This window comes from Liquorilactobacillus sicerae, from assembly GCF_029916425.1.
Classification (GTDB): Bacteria; Bacillota; Bacilli; order Lactobacillales; family Lactobacillaceae; genus Liquorilactobacillus; species Liquorilactobacillus sicerae.
Window position 1 is genome coordinate 1 of sequence record NZ_JAHAVQ010000069.1, and the last position, 732, is coordinate 732.

The window sequence follows — 732 nt, forward strand, 5'->3', positions numbered from 1 at the left end:
GATGACATAGTAAAGACTTTCGGCCTGGGTTATTAAATTAGAAAAATGCATCAAAGCAAACCAAAAAGATGAGATTAAAGCAGCCAACAAGACACCAAAAAAACTCTGTCGGTATTTACTTAAAAACCAGTTTAAGATTAATAAACGGAAAATCCCTTCTTCAACAACACCGATCGTTAGACAATCAAAAATATTTTCCCAGTTAAAATCGTAAATTGTTAGTGTTTCCGGTCTAATTGTCAAATAGGCAAAGATAAGAAAAGAAAGATAGACTAACAAATTTGCTTTCCAATTCTTAATCGTTTCTAAGCTTTGGACATGATTAAAAGGATTAATTAATAAATAAAGCAAGCAGACTGCTAATAGAAAACAGGCAAACTTTAAAATAGCTTGACTTGTATCCGTTGAACTGCCATATCCATAACCAAAAATAATTGCCAATCCTTCTAGGCCATAAGCAAGCACAATAATTATCATGCTAACCAGCAAACCAGCAATGCCTTTAATATGATTGATTCTCTTTAATTGTTGGATATAAGTTTGTTTAGCCCTCAGCATTTGATAGTTCCCCCCTAATAGATAACTAAAAATAATAAGTTCAATTAATTTTATGCATAAAGATGGATCAAGTTATTGGACACTTATTTTAACCAAGGAAGAACTGTATCATCGACATCGGTCCGTATATTAAGGATATTCACATTTTGCGTATTATGTAGATTAGTTGTGTTT

General features: G+C 32.0%; 1 protein-coding gene. It reads right to left on the reverse strand.

The genetic code is table 11. The annotated features are described in order from the left end of the window. A partial coding sequence (locus KH893_RS11230) for a CPBP family intramembrane glutamic endopeptidase (protein WP_281166202.1) occupies positions 1–558 on the reverse strand: 558 nt, incomplete at its 3' end. Positions 559–732: the final 174 nt, after the last annotated feature.